Genomic DNA, 587 nt, shown 5'->3' with positions numbered 1-587 from the left:
CCATTGATAAGGGCTATGCTGTTACTAGGCTCAGGGAGCTTATGGGTATAAGGGGTCCTGTGGTGTATCTAGGTGATTCTGAGAATGATATTTCTGCCATGAAGGTGGTTGAGTATCCTATTGGTATTAGGCATAGGTATAATGAGGGTCTTGAGCTACCGGTTCTGTTTTGGGTTAATGAGGATGAATTACCTAGCTTCCTTGATTTTTTAAAGTCCAAGGTTCATAAGCTTCCGAAGCCGAATTAACCTACTTAACCGTTGCATCTTGATTTCATAGTTACTGTTTATCTTTAAATTAATTCTAAGAGCATTCATAATCCTAGACTCAACTGTCGTCTCTAATTCCATAAATCTCTTGGGCATCGTAGATGAGTAGGTTAAAAACCTTTCTCTATAGTAATCAATAAACCCATAGAGATGGTTTAGGCATATAGAGTGCAAGACCCTCAAGGCCTATACGCTCGCCGGGTTTCATTAAATGCCTATACTCGCTTTTCCTTGGTTTTGCATAGAACCATTGATTCCTTGGTTCAAAAACCCTAGGAATTTTATCCTCAAAACCGCACCTTTTACACCTTAAGAGGC

At 39.7% G+C, this 587-nt stretch carries 2 pseudogenes; one reads left to right on the top strand and one right to left on the bottom strand.

Going from position 1 to position 587, the window contains the following annotated elements:
• Positions 1–248: pseudogene (locus tag ACP5L5_RS11830) on the top strand (trehalose-phosphatase); the annotation flags it as partial.
• A gap of 154 nt (positions 249–402) precedes the next feature.
• Here ACP5L5_RS11830 and ACP5L5_RS11825 read toward each other — a convergent pair.
• A pseudogene (locus ACP5L5_RS11825) lies at positions 403–587 on the bottom strand (TiaS agmantine-binding domain-containing protein); the annotation flags it as partial.

The sequence above is a fragment of the Vulcanisaeta sp. genome (assembly GCF_049966235.1).
Taxonomy (GTDB): Archaea; Thermoproteota; Thermoprotei; order Thermoproteales; family Thermocladiaceae; genus Vulcanisaeta; species Vulcanisaeta moutnovskia.
Note: the sequence above shows the minus strand (reverse complement) of the source record. Positions and strands in the feature narration are given on the sequence as shown.